The 24087-nt window shown below is 66.5% G+C and carries 19 protein-coding genes and 1 tRNA gene; 3 read left to right on the top strand and 17 right to left on the bottom strand.

Going from position 1 to position 24087, the window contains the following annotated elements; all coding sequences use genetic code 11:
* Positions 1 to 99 precede the first annotated feature (99 nt).
* The 14 genes from JUB10_RS05235 to JUB10_RS15135 form a co-directional block, all read right to left on the bottom strand.
* Positions 100 to 1560, bottom strand: a complete 1461-nt coding sequence (locus JUB10_RS05235) for an NAD-dependent succinate-semialdehyde dehydrogenase (RefSeq protein ID WP_207454616.1) — start codon at positions 1558 to 1560, stop codon at positions 100 to 102.
* Positions 1557 to 2162 carry an isochorismatase family protein gene (locus tag JUB10_RS05230; protein WP_207454615.1) on the bottom strand — a complete coding sequence of 202 codons (606 nt, stop codon included), beginning with the start codon at positions 2160 to 2162 and terminating at the stop codon, positions 1557 to 1559. The genes JUB10_RS05235 and JUB10_RS05230 overlap by 4 nt, the downstream gene beginning before the upstream one ends.
* A gap of 26 nt (positions 2163 to 2188) precedes the next feature.
* Positions 2189 to 3658 (bottom strand): D-alanyl-D-alanine carboxypeptidase/D-alanyl-D-alanine endopeptidase, encoded by a 1470-nt coding sequence (gene dacB, locus JUB10_RS05225; RefSeq protein ID WP_307859102.1) that lies wholly within the window; start codon positions 3656 to 3658, stop codon positions 2189 to 2191.
* Between the two features lie 39 nt (positions 3659 to 3697).
* Positions 3698 to 4684, bottom strand: a complete 987-nt coding sequence (locus tag JUB10_RS05220; protein WP_207454614.1) for a Gfo/Idh/MocA family protein — start codon at positions 4682 to 4684, stop codon at positions 3698 to 3700.
* Positions 4685 to 4783: 99 nt separating this feature from the next.
* Positions 4784 to 4999, bottom strand: coding sequence for a hypothetical protein (locus JUB10_RS05215; protein ID WP_242682163.1), 216 nt, complete (start codon positions 4997 to 4999; stop codon positions 4784 to 4786).
* Between the two features lie 174 nt (positions 5000 to 5173).
* A tRNA-Thr gene (locus JUB10_RS05210) sits at positions 5174 to 5249 on the bottom strand.
* 81 nt (positions 5250 to 5330) lie between these two features.
* A complete protein-coding gene (locus tag JUB10_RS05205) occupies positions 5331 to 5969 on the bottom strand; it encodes a TetR family transcriptional regulator (protein WP_307859101.1) in 639 nt (212 codons plus the stop codon).
* A 67-nt stretch (positions 5970 to 6036) separates the two neighbouring features.
* Positions 6037 to 7596, bottom strand: a complete 1560-nt coding sequence (locus JUB10_RS05200) for an alpha/beta hydrolase (protein WP_207454613.1) — start codon at positions 7594 to 7596, stop codon at positions 6037 to 6039.
* Positions 7597 to 7619: 23 nt separating this feature from the next.
* Complete coding sequence (locus JUB10_RS05195) at positions 7620 to 8789, bottom strand: DNA polymerase III subunit delta' (protein WP_207454612.1); 1170 nt, start codon at positions 8787 to 8789, stop codon at positions 7620 to 7622.
* Positions 8790 to 8837: 48 nt separating this feature from the next.
* Positions 8838 to 9455 (bottom strand): dTMP kinase, encoded by a 618-nt coding sequence (tmk, locus tag JUB10_RS05190; RefSeq protein ID WP_207454611.1) that lies wholly within the window; start codon positions 9453 to 9455, stop codon positions 8838 to 8840.
* Between the two features lies 1 nt (position 9456).
* The gene (gene topA / locus JUB10_RS05185) at positions 9457 to 12180 is read right to left on the bottom strand and encodes a type I DNA topoisomerase (RefSeq protein ID WP_207454610.1); all 2724 of its coding nucleotides are present in this window, start codon (positions 12178 to 12180) and stop codon (positions 9457 to 9459) included.
* 118 nt (positions 12181 to 12298) lie between these two features.
* Positions 12299 to 12715, bottom strand: coding sequence for an Rv3654c family TadE-like protein (locus tag JUB10_RS05180; protein WP_207454609.1), 417 nt, complete (start codon positions 12713 to 12715; stop codon positions 12299 to 12301).
* Positions 12712 to 13017 (bottom strand): TadE family type IV pilus minor pilin, encoded by a 306-nt coding sequence (locus JUB10_RS05175; protein WP_307859100.1) that lies wholly within the window; start codon positions 13015 to 13017, stop codon positions 12712 to 12714. Before JUB10_RS05175 ends, JUB10_RS05180 begins: the two co-directional genes overlap by 4 nt.
* 28 nt (positions 13018 to 13045) lie before the next feature.
* Positions 13046 to 13183 carry a DUF4244 domain-containing protein gene (locus JUB10_RS15135; protein WP_374191693.1) on the bottom strand — a complete coding sequence of 46 codons (138 nt, stop codon included), beginning with the start codon at positions 13181 to 13183 and terminating at the stop codon, positions 13046 to 13048.
* Between JUB10_RS15135 and JUB10_RS05165 the strand changes: the two genes are divergently transcribed.
* Entirely contained in the window at positions 13182 to 14711 is a 1530-nt protein-coding gene (locus JUB10_RS05165; RefSeq protein WP_207454607.1) for a recombinase family protein, read from the top strand. The genes JUB10_RS15135 and JUB10_RS05165 overlap by 2 nt on opposite strands.
* A gap of 56 nt (positions 14712 to 14767) precedes the next feature.
* Here JUB10_RS05165 and JUB10_RS05160 read toward each other — a convergent pair whose 3' ends face one another.
* A complete protein-coding gene (locus JUB10_RS05160) occupies positions 14768 to 15985 on the bottom strand; it encodes a hypothetical protein (protein ID WP_207454606.1) in 1218 nt (405 codons plus the stop codon).
* Positions 15982 to 16545, bottom strand: a complete 564-nt coding sequence (locus tag JUB10_RS05155) for a DUF4365 domain-containing protein (protein WP_207454605.1) — start codon at positions 16543 to 16545, stop codon at positions 15982 to 15984. The genes JUB10_RS05160 and JUB10_RS05155 overlap by 4 nt, the downstream gene beginning before the upstream one ends.
* Positions 16546 to 17634: 1089 nt before the next feature.
* Between JUB10_RS05155 and JUB10_RS05150 the strand changes: the two genes are divergently transcribed.
* Both JUB10_RS05150 and JUB10_RS14550 read left to right on the top strand, forming a co-directional pair.
* A complete protein-coding gene (locus tag JUB10_RS05150; RefSeq protein WP_207454604.1) occupies positions 17635 to 17841 on the top strand; it encodes a hypothetical protein in 207 nt (68 codons plus the stop codon).
* 501 nt (positions 17842 to 18342) lie between these two features.
* Complete coding sequence (locus JUB10_RS14550) at positions 18343 to 18921, top strand: recombinase family protein (protein WP_207454916.1); 579 nt, start codon at positions 18343 to 18345, stop codon at positions 18919 to 18921.
* On the opposite strand, the gene JUB10_RS05140 is transcribed toward JUB10_RS14550, so the two are convergent.
* Positions 18918 to 23699, bottom strand: coding sequence for a DEAD/DEAH box helicase (locus tag JUB10_RS05140; protein WP_242682162.1), 4782 nt, complete (start codon positions 23697 to 23699; stop codon positions 18918 to 18920). The two genes, JUB10_RS14550 and JUB10_RS05140, sit on opposite strands and share 4 nt — an antisense overlap.
* Between the last annotated feature and the right edge of the window lie 388 nt (positions 23700 to 24087).

Below are 24087 nucleotides of genomic sequence, written 5' to 3'. Positions count from 1 at the left end.
GGGTCGCCAGCTCGCACCCCCCGGAGCGATCTGTGTCGTCTGTCATTGTGGCGGAAATACGGCGGATTTCACAATGACGAAATCGCCCCCGTTCGAGGGTCAGGCGAAGGGATTCGGCGTCATCGTGTACTTGGTTTCGAGGTATTCGTTGATTCCCTCGAAACCGCCCTCGCGCCCGATACCCGACTGCTTGACCCCGCCGAACGGCGCCGACGCGTTCGAGACGACGCCGATGTTGAGTCCCATCATGCCGGTCTCGAGGCTCTCGATGAGCCGCTGACCGCGTGCGAAGTCCTCGGTGAAGACGTAGCTGACGAGGCCGTACTCGGTGTCGTTCGCCTGCCGCACGGCATCCGCCTCGTCGGTGAACGTCGTGATCGAGATGACCGGTCCGAAGATCTCCTGCCGCAGGATCTCGCTGCCGGGGCGGATGCCGCTGAGCACCGTCGGCTCGAAGAAGGTGCCGGGCCCCTCGACGCGGTCGCCACCGGTGTGCAGCGTCGCACCGCGGTCGAGCGCGTCGCGGATGAGCGAGCCCACCTTGTCGATCGCGGCCTCGTTGATGAGCGGCCCCACGGTGACGCCGTCCTCGGTGCCGCGGCCGATGCGCAGCGACTCCACCCGCTCGGTGATGCGACGGGCGAACTCCTCGGCGACGGACTCGTGCACGAGGAACCGGTTGCCCGCGGTGCAGGCCTGACCGATGTTGCGGAACTTGGCGAGCATCGCGCCGTCGACGGCCTTGTCGAGGTCGGCGTCCTCGAACACGAGGAACGGCGCGTTGCCGCCGAGCTCCATCGAGGTGCGGAGCACGTTGTCCGCCGCCTGCTTCAGCAGCTTGACGCCGACCGGCGTGGAGCCCGTGAAGCTCAGCTTGCGCAGCCGCGGGTCGGCGATGATCGGCTCGCTCACGGCGCCGGACGAGGTGGTCGTGACGACGTTGAGCACGCCGTCGGGAAGCCCGGCCTCCTGCAGCAGCTTCGCGATGTACATCGTCGTGAGCGGCGTGAGCTCGGCCGGCTTGATGACGACGGTGCAGCCCGCGGCGAGCGCGGGGGCGATCTTGCGGGTCGCCATGGCGAGCGGGAAGTTCCAGGGCGTGATGAGGTAGCACGGCCCCACGGGGCGCTGGCTGACGATCGTGCGGCCGGTGCCCTCCGGGTTGATGCCGTAGCGGCCGTGGATGCGGACGGCCTCCTCGCTGAACCAGCGGAGGAACTCGCCGCCGTAGGCGACCTCCCCGCGGGCCTCCGCGAGCGGCTTGCCCATCTCGAGCGTCATCAGCAGGGCGATGTCGTCGGCCCGCTCCTGCACCAGGTCGAACGCGCGGCGCAGGATCTCGCCTCGCTTGCGCGGCGGCGTCGCGGCCCACTCGGCCTGTGCCGCGACTGCGGCGTCGAGCGCGCGGATGCCGTCCTCGGGCGTGGCGTCGGCGACGGTCTTCAGTACGGCACCGGTCGACGGGTCGAGCACGCCGAACGTGGCATCCGTCGTCTCCCAGCGTCCGCCGATGAAGAGTCCCTCGGGGACATCCGCGAGCAGTTCGGTCTCGGTTCTCATCGGTCCGCCGCCTTCCGTGCCACGTCTGCGCTCGATGCGAGTTCTCCCCCGGCGGCGCCGACCTCGTCGAGAGCGCGCTCGCTCGACTCCGGCGCGACGCCGGCCACGAGGTCGGTCAGTACGCGCACGGTGCGGTCGGCGCCGAGCGCGTCGAGGGCGGATGCCCGCACGCAGTAGTCCGTGGCGATGCCGACCACGTCGACGTGCGTGACGCTCAGGTCGTCTAGCACCCGGGGAAGGGTCGCTCCCTCGTCGGTCGTGCCCTCGAAGATCGAGTAGGCGGGGCGCCCCTGCCCCTTCTTGATGTGAACGTCGATGAGCGAGGTGTCGAGGGCGGGGTGGTACTCCGCCCCTGAGGTGCCGGCGACGCAGTGCCGGGGCCAGGTGTCGACGTAGTCCGGCTCGCCGCTCGCGAAGTGGCCGCCGTTGTCGTTCTCGCCGTCGTGCCAGTCACGGCTGGCGATGACGACGTCGTAGACACCGGGGTTGTCGCGGAGGTAGCCGGTCACGTGCTCGGCGACGGCTGCTCCGCCGTCGACGCCGAGAGCGCCGCCCTCCGTGAAGTCGTTCTGCACGTCGATGATGAACAACGCCTTGGTCACGCGGTCAAGCCTAGGACGGGCGGCGGTCAGTTGGCCGCGAGGTTGGCGCCGCAGCGCCACACCCCCGTGGCGAGGTTGTCGAGCGCCTGGCGGGCCGAGTCCTGCACGCCGTCCCCGACGGCGTAGAAGGCGAAGGACAGCGTGCTGCCGTCCTCGGCGTGGACGATCCCGGCGAGCGTGTACGCGGTGTCGATCCAGCCGGTCTTCGCGTTGATCGCGCCGCGGGCCACCGCGTTGGGGCCGGTGAACCGCGAGGCGAGAGTGCCCGTCTGACCGGACACGGGCAGGGCGTCGTAGACGACCCCGAGCCCGTTCTCGCCGTTCAGCACCTTGACCATGAGCTGCGCGACGTACGACGGCGGCACGCGGTTGAACTCGCTGAGTCCCGAGCCGTCGCGGATGACCATGCCGTCGGTCGGGATGCCGTAGGTGTCCGCCAGCACGCGCGGGATCGTCTGCGTGAGCGAGGCGAAGCTGCCGTCGCCGCCGGCGTCGAGGGAGACGAGGCGGGCGAGCTGCTCGGCGAGGGTGTTGTCGCTCGTGAGCTCCATCTGCCCGATGAGGGTCGACACCGGCTGCGAGAACACCTCGCCGAGCACGGCGGCGTTCTCGGGGGCGGCGGCGCGGGTGATCGTCGCGTTCGGCACCCCGAGGGCGTCGGCGAAGGCCTGACCGGCGCGGCCGACCGGGTCGGTGCTGCGCGGGCTGGTGCCGACCGAGGGGTTCTGCCGGTCGCCGTCGACCTGCAGCGCCGTGACGAGGGAGCTGTAGCCGATGGTGCGCTGGTCGGCGTCCCAGCTCTCGTCGTAGTTGTCGTCGGGGTTCCACAGCGTCGCGTCGAGCACGAGCTCGGTGATCGGCTGCCCCGGGTTCGCGGCCTGATAGGCGGCGAGGGCCTGCGCGGCGAGGTCGGAGAGCTTCGGCGCTCCCTCGTAGAAGCTGTTCGACACTGCCGAGATCGTGGGGTCTCCCCCGCCGACGAGCACGATCTGGCCGGGGCGGTCGCCCTGCACGACGCGGGTCGGGATGCGGTAGTCGGGCCCGAGCGCGGCGAGGGCGGATGCCGCGGTGAGCACCTTCAGCACGCTTCCGGTGCGCTCGGGGTCGTCGCCCTTGCGGTCGAAGAGCACCTCACCGGTCTCGGTGTTGCGCACCTGGCCCTGGAAGTTCGCGAGCCGCGAGTCGGCGGCGAGCTCGGCGACGGAGCAGGTGCGGAGGGTCGCCGGTGCAGGGGCCGCGGTCGGCACGGCCCGCGGAGGTTCCACCGTGACGGTCGCCGTGGGGGTGGGGGCGGCTTCGGGGGTCCCGCTGCCGACGGACGCTCCGGCCGCGAGGGCGCCGGAGCCCAGCAGCGCGAAAGCGGCGACGGACGCGGCGGTGATCCACGCGACGCGGTGCTTGGCGAACGCGGCGCGCAGCCCCGTGGCATCCGCCCCCTCGCCGTCCGCTCGGGGCCCCTGCTGCGGCGTCGTCGGTCGGTCGTCCGGCTCGGTCACCGAGCCAGTGTAGGCACCCGGGAGCGGGTCCCGGGACGGCTAGCGCTCGCTCGGGTAGGTCAGGCCGATCTGCTCACGGATGGTGTCGAGGGTGCGCATGATGGCGACGGTCTCCGCGGGCGGGAGGATGTCGCCCTCGAGCCTGCCCTCGGCGACGAGCCGCTCCAGCTCGGCCGCCTGGTACTGCATGCCGCGGCCGTCGACAGCACCCGAAACGGTCTGCAACACGGTGCCGTCGGCGTCGTAGACGGTGAAGTCGACCGCGTTGTACCAGGTGGGCTCGATCTCGATCCGGCCCTTCGTACCCATGAGCACGGCACGGTTCGGACGCGCCATGTCGAGGGCTGTGTGCAGGAGCGCCTGCCGTCCGTCGGCCCAGCCGAGGAGGATCGAGGTCGACCGGTCGACGCCGGTGGGCGTCGGGGTGGAGATCGCGTGGATGACGTCGGGCACACCGAAGATGTCGTGCGCGAACGAGACGGGGTAGATGCCCAGGTCGAGCAGTGCGCCGCCACCGAGTTCCGGCGACTGCAGCCGGTGCGACGGATCGAGGGGCAGGCTCTGGTCGTGGTCGGCCTGGATCAGCCGCACCTCGCCGATCACGCCTTCCGCGAGCAGTTCCCGCAGCCGCACCATGTGCGGCAGGAAGCGCGTCCACATCGCCTCGAGTACGACGAGGTTCCGCTCGGCGGCGAGCGTGACGAGTTCTTCGGCCTCGCGGGCGTTGAGGGTGAAGGGCTTCTCGACGAGCACGTGCTTGCCGTGCTCGAGCGCGAGGCGCGCCCCGGAGACGTGGAACGGGTGCGGGGTGGCGACGTAGATCGCGTCGACCTCGGCGTCGGAGACGAGGTTGTCGTACGACCCGTGCACGTTCGGGATGCCGAACTCGTCGGCGAAGGCGCGGGCGGAGTCCTCCGAGCGCGAGCCGACCGCCGTCACCGTGTGCCCCGCGAGCAGCAGGTCCTTTGTGAAGGCGCGGGCGATGCCGCCCGGCCCGAGAATTCCCCAGCGCACGCGTCCGCTCATGCCCGTCCCTCCGTCAGTGGATGTCCGGTGCTGAGCCTAGGGGGAAAAGGACGAGGCCGTGGGATCGCTCCCACGGCCTCGTCCTACAGGTCGGCGTCGTCAGCCGAGCGCGGCCTTCGCCTCGTCGAGCGTGCGGAAGAGACCGAGCGACCGGCCGAGGCAGGTCGTCACCTCGAAGCCCTTGCCCCAGCGCTGCTCGATCATGCCGGCGACCACACCGTCGCGGCGGGCGATCCAGAGCCCTGCCTGCACTGCCTGGAATACGAGCTCATCGGACTTCGTGGTCCGCGGAGCCGGATCGGCGATTGTCGTCATGTCCAACCTCCCCAACTTCGACCGCCGCCCGGGTGGGGCGGAAAAATAGCGGTAAAGGGAGTGAACAACAAGACATCGGTGTCAGCAAAGTTTTTCAGTCATCTAGCAGTTAGACGAACCGAGGGGATTGCCAGGGCCGAAAGGGTGTGATCAGGCCGGATTTTATTGATCTTGTGGAGCCGCCTTGGGGAATCGAACCCCAGACCTTCTCATTACGAGTGAGATGCTCTGCCGACTGAGCTAAGGCGGCGTGACGTCCGCTGACGCGGCTGGCACGAGAGAACAGCGTAGCGGATGACGCGGGGCTCGTGTGCAACGCCCCTCCCCTCGATCAGCTGACGACGGTGCGGAGATCGGTGAACGCCTGGCGCACGAAGTCCTGCAGGTCGCCGCCCTCCTGCTCCACCCAGTTCGCCCAGGCATGACGTACCGCCGCGAACGCGACGAGGGTGACGAGGTGCGCCCGCGCCCGCAGCGCGGGGTCCGACGCCGGCGTGCCGGTCTGCACCTCGAGGCGCCGGAGGACGATCTCCATGAGGGCCTCCTCGAAGGCCCGCATGGTGGCGAGGCGGCGGTGCATCAGTTCACGGTGCTGCCGGAGCAGCTGCTTGCGCAGCTGCACGACGGCGCGTTCGGGCTCCGCGTCGTGCGAGGCCGTCGCGAGCAGATCGCCGAGGTCGTCGAGCAGCGCGTGCGGGTCGTCGCCCGTGTCCCGTCCACCGGCGATGAACTCCTCGACGAGCGCGTCGTCCGCCACGAGCGGCGGGTCGCCGAGGATCGCGTCCTCCTTCGAGGCGAAGTAGTTGAAGAAGGTCCGCGGCGAGACATCCGCCTGCCGGGAGATGTCGTCGACGGTGACGTTCTCGAAGCCGCGCTCGAGCGCGAGGGACAGCACGGCCATGCGGATGGCGCGTCGCGTCGCGAGGCGCTTGCGCTCACGCAGCCCGGGCTGCACTGCTTGATCGGTCACGGCCTCGATAGTTGCAGACCCTGAAGAGTTGCACAAGGGTGGCGAAACGTGCAGCGAGACCGAGGCGTCAGAAGTTGCACTCCGGATCCGACGCGGGAACGTCGCCGTCGAGCAGGTAGTCGTCCACCGCGCCCAGCACGCAGGCATCGCCGTTGTCGTAGGCGATGTGGTCGTCACCCTCGAACGAGACAAGCGCCGCACTGTCGAGCTGGTCGACCAGGGAGAGCGCCTCGGCGTACGGGGTGGCCGGGTCGCCCGTCGCGGCGAGCACCAGGATGGGCGCGGCGCCGTCGGCGCTCACGGCACCGAGTTGATCCTTCGACGGGAACGGGAAGAACTGGCAGAACGGGTCGTTCGTCTCCGTCGTCACCTCGAGGGTGGAGGTGGTCGTCGGCGCGGCCTCCTTGAGGTCCTCGTAGAACTGCTCGAGCACCGCCGGATCGGTCTCGATCGGGTAGTCGAGGCAGTTGATTACGGGGAAGGCTTCGGAGGAGTTGTCGGCGTACGTGCCGTCTGGATTGCGGCCGTTGTAGAAGTCGGCGAGCAGGAACCCGGTCTCGGCGTCGCCCTGCTCGAGCTCGCTGAACATCTGCGACAGGAAGGGCCAGGACGACTCGTCGTAGAGCCCGCTCGCGATCGCGGTGTCGAGGGTGAAGTCGTAGAACGTGCGGCCGTCGGACCCGGGGATCGGCGACGCGGCGAGGTCGACGTAGAGCTGCGAGATCGAGTCCAGCGCGTCGTCGAGGGAGCCGGAGAACGGGCAGTCCCGGGACGACAGACAGTCCTCGGCGTAGGCGCGAAGTGACCCCTCGAACCCCTGGTTCTGGAACACGATGCGGTCGAGCTGGGACGCGCTCGCGTCGACGACCCCGTCGAGCACGAGCCGGCCGACGTTCTCGGGGAACATCTCGGCGTACTGCGAGCCGATCAGGGTGCCGTACGAGAAGCCGAAATAGTTGAGGGCGGGGTCGCCGACGAGCGCGCGCATGAGGTCGAGGTCCCGCACGGTGCTCAGCGTGTCGACGTACTGCAGCACGGGCCCGGTGCGTTCGAGGCACTGCTGGCCGACCTGCGTGTAGTAGGCCTCGACCTCGGCGTCGTACTCCGGCGTGCCGGGCTCCGCGAGCGTCGCCTCCTCGTCGTAGAGGTAGACGTCGAGCTCCTCGTCCGTGAAGCAGTCGACGGGAGTCGAGCGCTGCACCCCCCGGGGATCCCAGCCGACGATGTCGTAGCCGTCGAGGATCTCGCCGCTGAAGGTGGTCTCGGCGCCGTTCTGCACGAAGTCGACACCGGATGCCCCGGGGCCGCCCGGGTTGGTGAACAGGCTGCCGCGCCCGCCGGGCCCGTCGTCGCCCTGGTAGCGCACCATAGCGAGCTCGATGTCGCCCATGGTCGGGTCGTCCCAGTTCATGGGCGCCGTGATCGTCGCGCAGTCGTAGCCGGTGACCTCGCAGTCGGGCTGCCAGTCGACCTGCTGCTCGTAGTACGGCAGCAGGGCCTCGGGCACGCCGGCGGTGACGTCCTCCGCCTGCGTCTCAGCCACGCGGGGCAGCGGGATGCAGCCGGTGAGAGCGAGCACGGCCGCCCCACCGAGAGCGAGGAGTGAGAGACGACGACGTGCAGCCACGTGTCGAGGGTAGCCCGCCGACCTCAGCGGCGGCCGCCCCCGTCCACCGGAGTGCGCCGGACGGCCGAGACGAGCATCGCCTCGAGCGCGAGGGCGGGTGCGACGTTCGCCTCGATGCGCTCGCGGGCGGTGGCGATCGCGTCCATCGTCGCGAGGGTCTTCTCGGGCGGAGCCGCCGCGGCGGCCGCCTCGAGCTCCTCGCGGAGGCTCGCGTTGATCGGTTCGCCGGGGGCGCCGAGCTGCATGAGGAGCACGTCGCGGTAGAGCGAGAGCAGGTCGACGAGGATGCGGTCGATCCCGTCCCGGAGGCTCCGCGTCGCGCGCCGCTTCTGGTCCTCCTCGAGCGCCTTCAGCTGCGAGCGGAGGGCGGGCGGCACCGTGCCGCCGGGTTCGACGCCGAGGGAGCGGAGCGCCTGCTCGCGCTCCTCCGCGTCGCGCTCCTCGGTGATGGCCTTCGCGTCGGCGCCCGCGATCTCGAGCAGGCGCGCGGCCGCGAGCACGGCGCCGGCGACCGACCGGATGCCGAGGGCGGCGCGCAGGGTCTCCTCGCGGCGGTCGCGCGCTTCGGCGTTCGTCGCGAGGCGGTGCGCCATGCCGATGTGGCTCTGCGCCTCGCGGGCGGCCCGCACGGCGAGCTCGTGGTCGATCCCGGTGCGGCGCTCGAGCAGGTCCGCGACGTCCTCGACGCTCGGCACGCGGAGGCGCACGGTGCGGACGCGCGACCGAATCGTCGGCAGGAGGTCCGCCTCGCTCGGAGCGCAGAGGATCCAGATCGTGCGGGGCGGCGGCTCCTCGAGCGCCTTCAGCAGCACGTTCGAGGTGCGCTCCGACATCCGGTCGGCGTCCTCGATGACCATGACCCGGAACCGGGCGACGGACGGGGAGTACGAGCTCGAGGAGACGAGGGAGCGCACCTCGTCGATGGAGATGATGACGCGCTCCGTGCTCAGCACCGCGAGATCCGGATGGGTGCGGGCGGCGACTTGCGCGGAGACCGCCTCCTCGCTCATGCCGCTGCCGCCGGCGAGCAGCGCCGTGGCGAACGCGTAGGCGAGGTTCGACCGCCCCGAGCCGGGAGGCCCGGTGATGAGCCAGGAGTGAGCGACGGGTCCTCCCCGGGCGGCGCTCTCGGCGGCCGCGCGCACGACCGCGATGGCCTCAGCCTGCCCGGTCAGGTCCTCCCACACGCTCACCCGGAGGAGTCTAGGCGCGACCGGTGACGGGGGCGCCGGTCCTGCGCCTCAGTCGGCGAGGAGCGCTGCGACCCGCTCGCGGATCTCCGCGGCGAGCTCGTCGACCGCGCGCGTGGCGTCGAGCACGAGGAACCGCTCGGGCTCCGCCGCGGCCAGGGCGAGGTAGCCGGCGCGCACGCGCTCGTGGAAGTCGGCCGCCTCTGACTCGAGCCGGTCGAAGCCGCCGCGGTGGGCGAGGCGGTGCGTCAGGGCATCCGCGGGCAGGTCCAGCAGCACGGTGAGATCGGGCAGCAGTCCCTCGGATGCCCACAGCGAGAGGTCACGCACCTGCTGACCGTCGAGCACGCGGCCGGCGCCCTGGTAGGCGACGGACGAGTCGAGGTAGCGGTCCTGCACGACGACGTCGCCCCGCTCGAGGGCGGGACGGACGCGGGTCGCGACGTTGTGGGCGCGGTCGGCCGCGTAGAGCAGCGCCTCGGCCCGCGGGGCCACGTGATCGCCGTGCAGCAGCAGCTCACGGATCGCCTGGCCGAGCTCGGTGCCGCCGGGCTCGCGGCCGAACACGACGGTGCGCCCCTGTTCGGTGAGCCAGTCGGCCAGGCGTGACGACTGCGTGGTCTTGCCCGCCCCGTCGCCGCCTTCGAAGGTGACGAAGAGTCCGCGCACGCTACTTCTTCTTCGCGGGGGCGCGCTTGGTCGTGCTGCGGGTGGTCTTCGCCTTCGGCTTGGCCGGTCCCTTCGCACGCTTGTCGGCGAGCAGCTGCACGGCGCGGTCGAAGTCGATCTCCTCGACGGTCTCGCCGCGCGGGATCGTCGCGTTGGTCGTGCCGTCGGTGACGTACGGCCCGAAACGGCCGTCCTTGACCTTGATCGGCTTGCCGCTGACGGGGTCGGCGTCGAACTCTTTGAGCGCGCTCGAGGCGCGGCGCGCGCCGTACTTCGGCTGGGCGAAGCGCTCGAGGGCGCCCGCGAGGTCGATGTCGAAGATCTCGTCCTCGCTGTCCAGCGAGCGGGTGTCCGTGCCCTTCTTCAGATAGGGCCCGTAACGGCCGTTCGCGGCCTGGATCTCCTCGCCCGACTCGGGGTCCGTGCCGACGACGCGGGGCAGGTCGAGCAGCTTGAGCGCGGTCGCGAGGTCGATCGAGGCGGTGTCCATCGTCTTGAACAGCGACGCGGTGCGCGGCTTGTCGGCGGTCTTCTTCGCCCGGGTCGTCTTCTTGGCGGCGACCGGCTGCGTCTCGGGGTCGGCGTCGTCGCTCGAGGACTCCGCTGCCGGGGCATCCGCCGGCTCCTCGATGTCGACCTCGGTGACGTACGGCCCGTAGCGGCCGTCGCGGGCGACGATCTGCTTGCCGTTCTCCGGGTTGACGCCGACGATGCGGTCGCCCTGGACGGGCGCCTCGATCAGCTCGCGCGCCTTGGCGGGGGTGAGCTCGTCGGGTGCGAGGTCCTCGGGGATGTTGACGCGGCGCGGGGTGTCGCCCTCGGCGCCCTGCATCGTCTCGAGGTACGGCCCGTACCGGCCGATGCGGAGGGTCACGTCGTCGGCGAGGCGGATCGAGTTGATGTCGCGCGCGTCGATCTCGCCGAGGTTGTCGATGACCTCGCGCAGCCCTCGGTGCTTGTCGCCGCCGAAGTAGAACTCGCGGAGCCAAGCGACGCGGTCCTGCTGGCCCTCGGCGATCCGGTCGAGGTCGCTCTCCATGTCTGCGGTGAAGTCGTACTGCACGAGCTCGGTGAAGAACTCCTCGAGCAGCCGCACGACGCTGAACGCGATCCAGTTCGGCACCAGTGCGGTGCCGCGCGGCGTGACGTAGCCACGGTCGACGATGGTCGAGATGATCGACGCGTAGGTCGAGGGGCGGCCGATGCCGAGCTCCTCGAGCGCCTTGACGAGGCTCGCCTCGGTGTAGCGCGGCGGCGGCGACGTCTCGTGCCCCTTCGGCTCGACCTCGGCGACCGTCACGGTCTGGCCCTCGCTGAGCGAGGGCAGCTTCGACTCGCTGGGCTCGTTGTTGCCGTGCCGCTCCTCGTCACGCCCCTCCTCGTACGCGGCGAGGAAGCCGCGGAAGGTGATGACGGTGCCGGAGGCGGTGAACTCGGCCCTGTTGTCGGTGGTGGTCGCCGTCAGCACGACGGAGGCGGTCGAGCCGCGGGCATCCGCCATCTGCGACGCCACGGTGCGCTTCCAGATGAGGTCGTAGAGACGCCACTCCGGTCCGCGGAGCTGACCCTCGAGCGAGCCGGGGGTGCGGAACGTCTCGCCGGAGGGGCGGATCGCCTCGTGCGCCTCCTGCGCGTTCTTGCTCTTGCCGGCGTAGACCCGCGGCTTCTCGGGCACGCTGTCGGCGCCGTAGAGCGAGGCGGCCTGCGAACGCGCGGCATTGATCGCCTGCTGCGAGAGGCTCGCCGAGTCGGTACGCATGTACGTGATGTAGCCGTTCTCGTACAGCGACTGCGCGAGGCTCATCGTCTGCCGGGCCGAGAAGCGCAGCTTGCGCGCGGCCTCCTGCTGCAGCGTCGAGGTGGTGAACGGCGCCGCGGGACGGCGCGTGTACGGCTTCGACTCGACGCTCGTGACGGCGACCGTGGTGCTCTCCGCCCGCAGAGCGTCGGCGAGGGTCGTCGCGGATGCCTCGTCGAGCACGACCGCGTCGCTCTTCAGCTTGCCGTGGTCGTCGAAGTCGCGGCCGGATGCCACGCGCCGGCCGTCGAGGCGTGCGAGCCGGGCGGTGAAGCCCTCGCCCGCGGTCGTCGCGAGCTGCGCGGTGATGTCCCAGTAGACCGCCGCGACGAAGGCGAGCCGCTCGCGCTCGCGGTCGACGACGAGGCGGGTGGCGGCGGACTGCACGCGACCGGCCGAGAGCCCGGGGCCGACCTTGCGCCAGAGCACCGGCGACACCTCGTAGCCGTAGAGGCGGTCGAGGATGCGACGGGTCTCCTGCGCGTCGACGAGGGCGTTGTCGATCTCGCGGGTCTGCTCGCTGGCACGCTGGATCGCGTCCTTGGTGATCTCGTGGAAGACCATGCGCCGCACGGGCACCTTGGGCTTGAGCTCCTGCAGCAGGTGCCACGCGATGGCCTCGCCCTCGCGGTCTTCATCTGTCGCGAGGTAGAGCTCGCCGGCATCCTTCAGCGCCCGCTTGAGCTCGGAGACGGTCTTCTTCTTCTCGTTGGAGACGACGTAGTACGGCTCGAAGCCGTTGTCGACGTCGACGGAGAACTTGCCGAGGGAGCCCTTCTTGAGCTCCGGCGGGAGGTTCTTGGGCTCGACGAGGTCGCGGATGTGACCGACCGAGGCCATCACCTCGTAGTCGTTGCCCAGGTACTGCCCGATCGTCTTCGCCTTGGCGGGCGACTCGACGATGACGAGCTTCTTCGTGCCTGGCACCGCTCTCCTTCCCTCGAAAAACATTGGACACCATACACAGTCGGCATCCACGGGCCGTCCTGCGCAACCGTCGGACCCCAGGGTTGCGGCCACTCCTTATATATGTGTGTCGTTCCGCTCACTCCTCGCTCGGTGGCCCCGCGGTCGCTGTGGCGGTCACCGGAAGCGCACCGACGACGGCGGCCGCTCGGACCGTCACGACCAGGCCCTCGACCAGACAGCCGTCGAGTTCGGCGCCGTTCGCGGCCGCCACTTCCGCGGCGGCGACGCACGGCACGCCGGGCAGCCGACCGCTCGCAGTGTCGGCGGCGGCGAGCGCGGCGGCATCCGCTGCTCCGGCGACCCTCTGTCGCACGACGAGAGCCCCGCCGACGGCGATGACGAGCACCGCGGCGAGCGCGATCGCCGCCGCGATCCCGACGACCGTGACGCTGCCCGCCCCGCGCGTGTCGCCCAGCCACGTCGCGACCGACCGGCCGGCGACCAGGGGGCGGGCAGCTCGCCACTTCGCGTTTCGGCCCCTGCTCGGTCTCATCGCCCGTCCGCCAGGGCACAGCCGGTGGCGCGCACCTCGATCGCGCCGAGCGGGCCGCCCACGCCGAGCCCTGGGGCGACGAGATCCGCACAGACGAGTTCGCCCGAGGAGCGGACGGAGTACGACGCGCCCCTCACCGAGGCGACCGCCGCCGAGCCGCTGTCCCCGCGGGCCTCGGCTCGGGCGGCGAGCGCCGCGGCATCCTGCAACCGCAGCTGCGTTCCGGCGACGGCGACGCCACCGAGGCAGCATGCCAGCACGAGCGCGACGGCCGGCAGCGCCGCCGCGAACTCGGCCGACACGCCGCCCCGGTCGGACGCGGCGGCTCGGTCAGCCGCCGTAGGAGAGCGCATCCCGCACGAGGCCGGTGAGGAGCTCCTGCACCTCGCCGCCCGACATGATGACGACGAGGAGCCCGGCGAACCCGACGGCCGCCGCAGTGGGGCCGAAGCAACATACTGGGACGATGACAACTCGGGTCGCGATCTACGGACGGCAGTCCGCGAAGGTTGCGGAGGGCATTGCTCAGCAGGCTGAAGCGTGTCGGAGGTATGTCGCGGAGCATGGCTGGCACCTCGTCGACGAGTATCTGGACAACGCGACTAGTGCGACGAAGCGCCGTGGGGAGCAGTCGCAGTGGGCGAGAATGCTGCGGGATGTGGACGCGGGACGAATCGACGCCGTGGTCGCGGTCGCGGTCGACCGACTCCTCCGCCGCGTCGTGGACGTCATCGAATTGACGTCCCGCGGGGTGCGCATAGTTATCACGCGTCAAGGTTTAGACACCAACGAAGCTATGGGGAAGGCCCTCCTCACTATCCTCGCTGCCATTGCTGAGGCCGAGATCGAGAACAAGGAGGAGCGCAACCTGCCCTACAGGGCCGCACGTCGCGAGGCGGGGCATCCGCCTGCAGGCAAAGTGCCCTACGGCTATCGCTGGGTACCACGAAGCGAGCGAGACGAGACGGGGACGCGCTACGCAGTGGTCCCCGAGGAGGCTGAGGTTGTCCGCTTCATTTTTCGAGAGTGGAACGCGGTCGACAAGCCGAGCCTGGGGGCTATCGCTCGCGAGCTGAATGCGCGAGGGATTCGTACCCGCGCAGGAGCCGATTGGGGCAAGAGCACCGTGCGGCGGCTGTTGCTATCGCCCTATCACGCGGGTCTCCTTCCTGAATCCCAGGGGCCGGGCAGCGGCACCTATCGCGCTGAAGCCGTCGATCTAAGTCGCTGCCAGAGGGGCTCTTGGGAGGCTGTTGTGAGCGAGGATGAGCTGCGCGCTGCCCGCGAAAAGCTGCTCGATCCGTCACGGCTCACTCATGCAGGCAACGCCCGAAAATGGCTTCTCTCGGGTTTAGCCACCTGCTCAGTTTGCGGAGTGCCAGTGCGCTCTGCTGTCACCAAGGATGGGCACCGGGCGTACCGATGCCGCGTGGGCCACTTTCAACGCATGGGGGGACTCATCGATGAGTACGTGGAGAGCGTCGTCAAATGGCGACTGACAATGCCCGAAGTTCGGGCGCAACTCGATCAGCCACGAGGGGACGTTGATGTTCCCGCCCTACGTCTCCACATGAGATCGATTCGGGGCAGACGCCTGGAGCTCCTCAAACTGCTCGATCACGGGTATACAGCCGATGACATCAGTCAAAAACGGGCGGAGTACGATGCCGAGCTGGCAGACGCGGAGCTGACATTGGCGAGAGTCCGAAGCTCTGATCCGTTGGCAGAGATCGTCAGCGCGGCCAACATCGAGGAGCACTGGGGCACGCTCTCCCTCGCGCGGAAGCGATCAATTCTGACCAGTCTGGGCACCGCGATCCAGATCGGTCCCAGCGGCAAGGGGAAGCGCTTTACGACGCAAAGCCTTCGTTACTCCACAGAGGGCTTCAATGTACTGGTGGGATTCCGCTTGAACGGCGACGTGCTGCAGGACGTTGAGGCCGCCCTAACCCTCGATCACGATCAACTCGAGCTCGCGAACCGCGCACTAGCTTGACGAGTTGCCGGCCTGCGGAGCCACTCGCCAGGGTGGCGTAGCAGCTGACGCGGACGTTACTGCTCTCCCGGCTCAGCGGAGCGTACCTCCGCGATGGAGGCGTTCTGCTCCATTCGCCATCCGCGGGCTTTCCGCTCGAAAGTCCCGGTCACGACCACTGGCTGAGACTCTTCATGCGCCGCAATAGCTACCCGATAGGCCTCGCCGCTGAGCGGAACCTTCACTCGCCGCTTCGCCTTGCCTACATAGCCTTCAACGACGACCTGGCCGTCTTCGGACCCTTCGGCACGCTCAAGGCGCACGACTTGGCCCAGAATCTGGTCGTGCTCAATCTCGGGTGCTTTCGAGAATCGCTCGATCACCACTCCCGCATCCACTGCATCTCCCCGGAGGAGTTCGATGCGCTGAGGAACGTCGGGTCTGACCGGCTCTGTCTTTGACCAGCGGAACGCCATATCGAGGGCGTGTAAGCCCTCGGACTGCGACATGGCCCGGACTGACTCCAGCATCTGGAGGGTTACGCCGGCAGACACTGCCTCCTCTAACGACACGTAGGACCCCGATGGTCCCAGCAGCTCCTTGGCCACCGACAGGCCGCTGGCCAAGGTGGACATGACCTGTCGCGGGAAGGGCACCAGTTCGTCGTCCTCCCCGTGCCGAACATCGTCGTCGCCGCTCCTCGTCGGTTGAGGGTGCTGTATCGCGTTCTGCCACTCGTTGCGGCGACGGGCTTCTTCTGCTGCGTCGGCAGCTAGGACGGTTATCACGAAACTGCCCCGCAGCGTGTGACCCATTCGGACGTCCTCGCGCATGAACTCGGTCACAATCGCGGGCTTTCGCCCGGCTGTCGACGCGCGGGGGTTCACAGTTGAAGCGGCAGCGCTAGACAGCATGGTCTGAACGCCATCAATAAGCCGCCTCGCTTCTAGAAACGGAATCGACCCGTCAACCGTCATTTGATCGGCACGCAAGAGGAAGATGTCCTTACGGGCAGCGACAATCTCTAGCGCTAGGGCCTCACCTTCCAGCCCCGTGATACCAGCTAGAATCTCGAGCGCTTCCCGATAACGTCTCCCAAAGTCCCGGAGCTTGACGTCGTACGGCAGGAGAATTTCCGCGCTCTCGTCTGCCGCTGACCATACGGCGAAAGTGCCCGCTCGGAGCTCTTGGCGCACCCATCCGGACAGCGATAGGAATTGTTCTACTGACCAGGGGGATAGGTCCTGTGTCTCGTCGAAGGACCGGGCGGCGGTTCCTGGCAGGAAGGCATTCACGGCTTACCTCCCTGACCGATCCTCTGCAGCATGTCGAGCAGCTGATCCACGTTGAACCTATTAGCCGCGGGCAGCAGAACAGTAGTGGACTGAGTTGTGATCTCCGGCTGATCATCCATCAGTACCCAGTACGCGGACCCCCGCATCAGCAGTTCGTCATTGGTAACAGTGAACCAGTCGTCAAACTCGTCCTCCACTACGAGGACGACGAGGATTTTCGCCGCAATGCCGCGTTCACGCAGGCCGTCGTACTGTTTGCGCGTGAGGGGAAAATGAACCCCGTCATCCTTCACGACATCTCGACTAGTGCATTTCAGCTGCACGTCAACCATGGTGCGCGAGTAGTGCAGATGTTTCGCTTTCTGGCGGATGGTGACGTCGACCTGTTCGTCGTCAACCTCCAAGCCCTGCACTTTGCACCGCGCTCGCGTTGCTAGGGCGTGCACGAATGCAACGCTGTATTGCTCCTTCGTGTGCCCGCTATGCAAATCACCGAACGGCGCGCCGTTGCTCGTGTAGCGGGGCCGATCCCACGTTGATATCGGTTGTGGCGCGCTCATCACACGTTCCTCATCTTGACCAGCGAGCCTCGACGCTAGCACCTTGCGTTCTTGAGCGAATCGAACCCCGCGGGTGAGCGCAAAAGCTTGAGTACGTCAAGCCGCACCTGTGCTTCTTCAGGCCCCAGCCGGCTCGTGCCCGAGCACCAACTTGAGTCAGCACAACGTGCACCAAGGCAAGAGGCGCTTCTGCGCTTCGGGGCCAGGGCGCTTCGCCTCGGACATCCGAACGTCGATTGACGCGCGGGAGAGCTAAGTCTGGAGGTGGGGACGTCTCCTGCCGATGGTAGGGAGTAAGCACATCGGTACACCGATTCAACCTGGGAGGTGACGTCGTGATCGTTGCTTCCATCGTCTCGGATGGCGCGCGAGCGGGGGGTGTCAGAAAAGCTAATCATCCCGCAGGGATGATGCCCATCGCAGAGGTCCTCGACGCGGCCCGTCGTGGCCGAGGTGCCAGGAAGTCGCTTCGGTTCCCGGCACTCCGACGGGCTTACGCGAGACGCAGGGTCAACGCGGATGGGGTCATCGTCGCCGCCGGACGGAGCTACTCAGGCGATGTCTATGTTTTCCTTCTCAAGCTCGGGCTCCGGGCACTGAACGACTTGGCTGCACTGGGTGGGCCGATGCCTTCCGAAGACGAGCTCGCCGACGCGTTCAGCGAGGTTGTAGAGCGGCGAGGGCACGTTTGGCATCCGTACGACGGCCCGTCCGTTAGAGGAGCGATGCGTTTGGACCGCGCGGAAGCGACGGCAGCAGCCGCAGCCCGCATGGCGCTCGAGCTCTGGGACCCGAGCTTCATCAAGGACGCAGCACAGGCCGGCGCGGAAGGCGGGAGGCGCAGTCGTCGCGGACCGAAGTTCACCCTTGACGATCTAGCGGGTCTGGACGGCTTGAGCAAAGCCCATCAGGCGCGAATCTTGGGATGCTCTGAGTCGACCGTCGCTCGCCTACGGAGGCAGCGGCGGGTGGCGGCGGAAGTCGCGACCCACCGGATGAGTGGCCCGGAGTGCTCGAAGCTCGAGCACCGCGGTACTCGCAACGCCCGTTCGAAAAAGGAGGAAGCAGCTTATGCGAGTGAGCATGCGAATGGCACTGGAATCTTTGAAGGAGCAGGTCGAGGCCGTACATCAGGCGGAAGCAGAGCTGCAGGCAGCGCGGCTGGAGCGCGACAACCTCATTCGCGACGCGCGCGACGCAGGGGTGAGCATGAAGGCTCTCTGCTCGACGACCAGATTGAGCCGGGAGCGCATCTACCGGATCGGCCTCATGTCCAAATCCTCGGAAGCGTGGTGACACCGCCAGGCATCCAGGCGGGAACGGGCATGGCTTGCGCACACGGATCAAGGGCTGCGAGTTCGCCGCGCGAAACGAAGCCGAAGAATTCCTCCGACCGTGCAACCGCGTCGGCGAGCCACGTCGGCTTCCACTCCAGCCATTCAGCACCGTTCCAACGAAGCAGAAGGTATAGGCGCGCGTTCTCGAGGAGAGCGTAGGTGGCGACGTGATGGTGACTGTCGCCCGAGAAAGCGGCGATGTATTGAATCCTCATTGGATACCCTGCTTCCATTTCAAGCATATCGGCTCCTGGGTCACCGGAAGCGCTAAGTACCAGCGACTCAACGGGAAGACTCGATAAGTGAGAGGGAGGGACTGTCTCAACTGACAAGTCAGTTGAGACAGGGTTGCGATGCGATAGTGGGCGCGGAATCTCGCGGCTGTTCGCGTCACAAGCGCAGTTTCTGAAACAATCGCCTCAGGTGGAGTCACAGTCGCACAAATTGGTACAATTATCGCGTGGCAACGAAATACGCAAACTCGCGCACATTTGGGTACCGCCGCGTGTCGTCAGTGCATCAGTCCTACGAGCGACAGACCGCTGCGCTCTACAATGCCGGCATCGACGAGGGCGACATCTTCGAGGACAAGCTCTCTGGATCAACGATGAATCGCCAGGGGCTAGATGCGTTGAGGCGCGTCGCCCGACCAGGGGACGAGATAGTCGTCTCCAGCCTCGACCGTCTCGGACGCACAGTCCTCGGCACTCTTCGAACCATTGAGGAGTTGGAGACTCAGGGCGTTTATGTGCGGTCTCTGAAGCCCGGAGAGTCGTTCGAAGGGCCAACAGGCGTGCTAATGAGGCAGATAATGCTTGCTATCGCCGAGTGGGAACGTGAGAACACCCGAGAACGCGCCGCCGATGCCCGTGCCGCGAGGACAGCTCTAGGCACTCATAAGGCGAGAGGGAAGAGTGTCCTCACGGCGGGGAAGATCGACCTGGTTCGGAAGCTTCGCGCGACCGGAATCGGTGCAACGCTCATCGCGAGCGAGGTCGGCATCAGCCGCGCCAGCGTCTATCGCGCGTTGCGCGCCTAAACAATCTCGAGGGGTGGCAGCCCCTTGATAATGTTCACCGTCTCGACGCTCACGGTTACGACTCGTGCGAGAAGGTCCAGAACGTAACGAGGATTACCTTGCTCTGCCGCCCAGTCATTCGGGTCGTTCATAATCCCCGAGGCTTTGTCGGGCTTTGCCTGGTATCGCTCTATCACCCAGTCAACCGCCGAGCGGGAGCCGAGCACGTACTCGTGCGCCGCGTCCGGAATGCCTGCGACGGTGATGTCGCTGTTGTAGATGATTGTCGACTTGTCGGTGGCGCGTCCGAGCTTGCCGTATCTCATTCTCGAGACGTGGTAGCTGGCCCCGACGGTCTGTTGCTCGCTTAGCGGGTAAGGCTCAACCTGCTCGTAGTCGAGGTGCAACTGCGACAACTTGCGTCCCGCATCGCTGAATGCACGGAATTCCCGCACCTTCGGGATGCGCGGCAGCATCTTCTGCAAGTCGCCCTCAAACTGCTCGCGATAGTCGCTGGAGTGAAGGAGCCCATAGAGGTAGAAGAAGATGTCGTCCTTCGTGACCTCTGCCCCAAAGGTCGCCTGGTAGTCGGCGAGAATCTCGTCTGTCACATTGTCGATGCGACGGTATGGCGCGACGTCGTCCTCGAGGCTTGCGAGAAGGTCGCCCTCAAACGTTTGCGCCTCGTAGCTGTATCGGGGGAAGAACTGTCCGCTCCCGGAACCCCAGAACGCAAGATCGGGAAGTTGCCCGACAGCGAGGACCGAGAAGCGATGCCCGGCTCCTGGCGCGGTGGTGTAGAAGCCCCAGTTCTCGACGTCCGGAGACGGGAAAAAGCGCGGCGTCTGAGACCTTTCGTGATTGAGGTAGGGGTCGAAGTACACGTGTTGCTTCGAGAACGGGCGATAGTTGGCAAGATACTCGCCGTGAGCTGCGACGAACGAGATAGCACGTTCCTTCACCAGATGCCCTCGCAGGCTTCGGGTCCAGCTGATCGCGGCTGAGTCTGTCGTGATGAAGTCCTCGACCGGGAGCGGGCGACCAGCACGGACCCAGCGATCAACCTCGCTCGAGTAGGTTTCGACGCTGCGATTCACGTTGCTAAGCAACCGCGTCTTCGAGTAGTTGTATACCCAGGCGTCGCGTCCCGATTCTAGGCCTCGAGAGTAGGTCTGAAGAGCTCGCGCTCGGTTGGCATCGCGACGCTCCTTCGAGGCCAACAGAGTGAACGAGTCAAAGGCACTGTTGCGCTGATTGACCCAGTCGCCCTGTTCGTTCGGCTCGATGCGTGTCCAATCGACCCTCGTGTAGCTACCCGCGTCGCGGATCGCGTCGAGCTTCTGCTGCCGCGTCAGGTAGTCCCCGATGTCGTTGTAAAACACTTTGCCGGGGCTCGTGTCGTTGGGGTTCTTGACGAGTAGATAGATCGCAGCGGTAGTGCGGGTTCCCTGACCGAAGACGTTGTCCTTCTCTTTACGCCGCTGCTCGCCCGCTGTGCGTGCGTTCCCTCGGAGGTTGAAGACGTAGATGCTGCTGAACTCAATGCCGAAGGTCTTGCGAACGCCATCAGCGGTGTTGCCGTCGATGAAGCCTCCGTTGGACACAAACGAGACGATGCCCCGGTCGCCGATTCGATCTGACGCCCAGCGGATTGCACGGATGTAGGAGTCGTAGAGGTTGTTCTTGTTCTGAGCGGTAGATCGGGCGGCGTAGGTCGCTGCGATCTTCGCGTCGAGAGTCGGGTACTTCAGGTTCTGATTGTTGTCGTTACCGGACTCTTGCCCCTTCGAGTACGGCGGGTTCCCGATGACGACTCTGATGTCCAGAGCTTTCTGGGCCTCGGCGCGCTCGTTGTTCTCAGGGAAGACGCCGTGATCGTCGAGTTCGTCATCAGTCTCGTTCATCTGGAAGGTGTCCGTCAGGACGATGCCTTCGAAGGGGACGTAGTCCCCGCCCGCGAGGTCGTGGTACGTCGCTTCGATGTTGATGGCGGCGACGTAGTAGGCGAGCAACACGAGCTCATTCGCGTGTAACTCGTACCGGTACTTGTAGTACAGGTCTTCCGGCCTGACGAGGCCGGATTGGAGAAGTCTGACGATGAACGTGCCCGTTCCGGTGAAGGGGTCGAGTACGTGTACCCCCTTGTCCGAGAGGCTCGCGCCGAACTCCGCCTTCAGCGCGTCATCTACTGAATGAATGATGAAGTCCACGATCTCGTTGGGCGTGTAAACGATGCCAAGGCGGTCGCTGGTGCCAGAGAAGGCGGTCTGGAAGAACTTCTCGTACAGCTCTTTCACGATGTGCTGCTTGGCGGCGGCATCAGTGATGCCGGCGGCGCGAGTACGGACGGAGTCGTAGAACTTGTCGAGCCGCTCGGTCTCCTTCTCCAGATGCTGCTGTTCGAGCGCATCGACCATCCGCTGCATCACCTGCGACACGGGGTTGTGATCGCTAAACGCGTAACCCTCGAACAACGCGTCGAACACGGGTTTTGTGATGAGGTGCTGAGAGAGCATCTCGACTGCGTCGCGCTCTGTGATGAAGGGGTTGAGGTTGTCTTGCAAGCCCTTCAGGAAGCGGGCGAACTCGTCGTGAAGGGCAGCGTCTGAGCCGTCAACGAGTGCTCGAATGCGGGTGATGTGATCGGAAGCGATGCCGGCGACGTCCTTCGCCCAGTTCTCCCAATAGCGTCGCTCGCCGACCTTCTCGACGATCTTGGCGAGGATTGCCTCCCGCCACTGGTCCAACTCCGGGAAGTCGAGAGTGACTGAGCCGTGATCGGCGCTGGAACCAGATTCGCGCTCAGAGCTTCCCTTCTTGCCTATGAGGCCCACCTGTAGGCGGTCAGTCCTCTTGGTCAAATCGATCTTGTTGACTTCGGCGTCGAAGCGTTCATCGTGCGCCCGGAGCGCTTGAAGCACCTGCCAGACAACGCGATATTTCTTGTTGTCCGACAGGGCAACGCTCGGGTCCACATCAGCAGGAACCCCGATAGGTAGAACCACGTAGCCGTAGTTCTTCCCCTCGAGCCTGCGCATCACTCGTCCTACAGATTGGACGACGTCGACGACCGAGTCTCGTGGATTGAGGAACATGACCGCGTCGAGAGCAGGCACGTCAACACCCTCAGAGAGGCAGCGCGCGTTGGTGAGTAGGCGAGCTTGCCCCTCCCCGGGGTCCTCCTTGAGCCAGTCCAGCTTCTGGTTGCGAAGCAACACGTTGTAGGTACCGTCGACGTGCTCGGCCTCAACGGAGACCAGGTTCTGTGAACCCTCCTCCTCGGCATCAATGAGCTCGATCTCGCGATTGACCACGTGCTCGAACAGCCGTGAAATCTTCTTCGATTCAGCAATGTTGCGGGCGAACGCGACTGCGCGCTTCATCGGCTCTGGGTCCAGAGCGAACTCGTCTTGGGTGAGCGCGCGCTTGGAGAGCCCATTCCAGCAACCCACGATCTTCGCTGCGTCGTCCAGCGTTAGCTCGTTGTTCTCGTCGGCTAGGAGCCTCTGGAAGCGCTTGGACACGTAGCTCTCGTCCACGGCGAGCACGAGCACTTTGTAGTCGGTGAGCCGCCCTATGGACACAGCCTCCCCAAACCCCAGCCGGTGAAATTCCTTTCCGAAGAGGGCCTCGTTGTCCATGTCCGCGAGTACCGCCCCAGCTTCCTCCGCCTTGGTGCGGGAAACGTCGGCGTAAATACGGGGAGTTGCCGTCATGTAGAGGCGCTTTTTGCCCTGCACGTAATTCTGGTCGTGCACACGAACGAAGGCAGACTCCTCCTCGCCGGCGAGCGTTACGCCGGTGCTGCGGTGAGCTTCGTCGCACACGATCAGGTCGAACTCGGGCAGCCCCTGCTTCTGAGCCTGGGCAACAACCTCAATGGATTGATAGGTCGAGAAGATGACGGTGACAGTGGCCGGGTCTTGCGGGGGAACGAAGAACTTGTCCACGAGCTTCTGCGTGCTTGTCGTGGCGGGGTAGGCAAGGTCAACTACGGGCGTGTCCTCGTCGCCCTTCCTCTTCCCGACCGAAACATCGGAGCAGACGGCGAAGGAACGAAGGGGGCGGCTCGCCTCGACCGTCCACTCCTTGAGCGTCTGCGAGAGGAGCGCGATGCTTGGCACGAGGAACAGGACGGTTCCACCCGCAGGGACCATCCGCTCGACGATATTGAGCGACGTGAAGGTCTTCCCTGTCCCGCACGCCATGATCAACTTGCCCCGGTCCTCAGACTCAAAGCCATCGAGCACCTTCTGGATTGCCGTCTCCTGATGAGGGAACGGCTGTTTAGGGGCCTTCCGGCTGAGCTCGCTCGGTGCGTTGAGGGTGAATCTCGACCAATCAATGGATGACTCGTCGAGGTCCTGTACACGGAGACGAGCCACCGGCGGATTCTGATTCTCGACGGCCTCCTCGGCGTTGCTGCCCCAGTTGTCACTGGTGGAGATGACCATCCGGGCCGCAAACTCGGGCTTTCCCTCCAAGGTCTTGCCCGAAGCGGCAAGGAACGAGTCCAGCATTGGCTTCGTCACGGTGGTGGAGGGATCAAAGAACTTGCACTGGATTGCGGTCAGCTCCCCTGTGCCGCGCGTTCTCGCCACGAGGTCGATGCCGGTGTCGCGCCTCCCGTTGCGCTCCGGGTAGTCAATCCACATCCAGACCTCGTCGTACAACTGGGCGTACTGCGGCTCCGTGGACAGGTACGACTGCATCAGTCGTTCGAAGCGGTCGCCCTTGTCTCGCTCGTCATACGCGGCTGAGCGCAGTTGGCGCAGGATTTCGTGAATTGTGACGGTCAAGCTAGTGCCCCCAAAGCGATTGCTGCTGCCACGGTATCCCTACGACGGGACCTCTCTTGCGGAGCGCCGCACCGCCGAGGGCTCGCCACCGTTCCTCTCTTCCGGATTCATCGCCGGTCAGGTCGGATGGTCGACCCCACTCCCAAGGCGAGGTGAGATCGACCCCCCTACGAGGGATTGACGCCGCCCGAAGAGGAGAGGAGAGGGAAGTACGTCCTTTCGGCCACACGGTAGCCATGATGACGACCGCGTACTCAGCGGTGGCGGCTCCCTCCTCCGCGACGAGCCTCCGGCGGACTCGGTCGATGGTGTTCATGGATCTCCTTCCCGGGCCTCCGCCCGTGCTCGTGCTCCGCGGGCAGCGGAACGGGGTCAGTCTTCGCGTCGG

The organism is Desertivibrio insolitus (assembly GCF_017355965.1).
Classification (GTDB): Bacteria; Actinomycetota; Actinomycetes; order Actinomycetales; family Microbacteriaceae; genus JAFIQW01.
The sequence above is the reverse complement of the archived record's forward strand: the minus strand, read 5'-3'. Positions and strand labels throughout refer to the sequence as shown.